Origin of the sequence: Pseudochrobactrum sp. AO18b (assembly GCF_000409565.1) — a bacterium.
Lineage (GTDB): Bacteria > Pseudomonadota > Alphaproteobacteria > Rhizobiales > Rhizobiaceae > Pseudochrobactrum > Pseudochrobactrum saccharolyticum.
Genome location: NZ_ANNO01000202.1, coordinates 1 through 910 on the forward strand (window position 1 = coordinate 1; position 910 = coordinate 910).

General features: G+C 46.7%; 1 protein-coding gene and 1 pseudogene. Both read left to right on the forward strand.

Going from position 1 to position 910, the window contains the following annotated elements:
- The first annotated feature begins 245 nt into the window (after positions 1 to 245).
- Positions 246 to 641 (forward strand): plasmid mobilization relaxosome protein MobC, encoded by a 396-nt coding sequence (gene mobC / locus A918_RS0108430; protein ID WP_022710640.1) that lies wholly within the window; start codon positions 246 to 248, stop codon positions 639 to 641.
- A gap of 3 nt (positions 642 to 644) precedes the next feature.
- Positions 645 to 910, forward strand: a pseudogene (locus tag A918_RS21775) (hypothetical protein); the annotation flags it as partial.

Below are 910 nucleotides of genomic sequence, written 5' to 3' on the forward strand. Positions count from 1 at the left end.
AAGGGCGTTTGCGGCTTCAGGTGGTGAACCTTGGAGAGCGCAAAAAATAATTAGCGAAGCGAAAAAAGAGGCGAGCGAAGCGAGGCCGAAAAAGCCTTTGTAACGAGTGAAGCGAAGTGATATGTTCTAATCTTAGGTGGCAGGATACGTAATTTTGTGGTACAAAATTAAATTAATCAGCAACTGGTGCTGATTGTGGCTAATTGATTAGTTGGATTGCTCTTCGCTTTGTAGGTTAAACTTCGATGTCAAAAGGTTCAAAAATTGACCCCAAAGAGGGCAAAACGCAGACGATAAAACTGCGCGTTTCGCCTTCAGAGCAGGCTGCAATTTACGAGGGCGCAGCGAAGGCCGGTATGACACCATCAGCCTTTATGCGCTCAACGGTTCTTGAAGGAGCAGGGGTAAAACCATTTCTGACTGAGAATGATAGGGTGATTTTCGCCCTCATTTTAGAAGATTTGCGCAAGGTTGGTGTGAACCTCAACCAAATAACTGCGGCAATTAATTCTAAAAAATACCCTGTTCCTGAAGAAGTCGCACTTCATCAGATGAATGTTTTGAAGTCTCATGCCGCAATTTTTCACGAAGTGAAGCGTCTGTATGAGAAAACCGGACACAGATTGCAGCCAAAGGAATAAGACTTGGAACCGTTTATTGGTGCATTTACAGAGCAATGGGAGCGCCGTAAGGCAGCTGAAGCCCATGCTCGTCAGCGCCAGTTGATGGTTCTTATAGCATTAGATGAAGAAGAACGCCGTCGAAAGGGCGGCGGCGGCGGTGGTGGTGGTGCCGGAAGTCGTAGGCCAAGACAACCAAAATTCAGTTTCAAATCGCAAACTTCATTTCCACGTCCGTCAAAACCCGTTGTTTTTGATCGACCGCAAACCGTCCGAATGGAAGGGCTGGG

Excerpts from the sequence above, each read along its gene's own strand:
- mobC (WP_022710640.1), top strand. The coding sequence starts at position 246 with ATGTCAAAAGGTTCAAAAATTGACCCCAAAGAGGGCAAAACGCAGACG.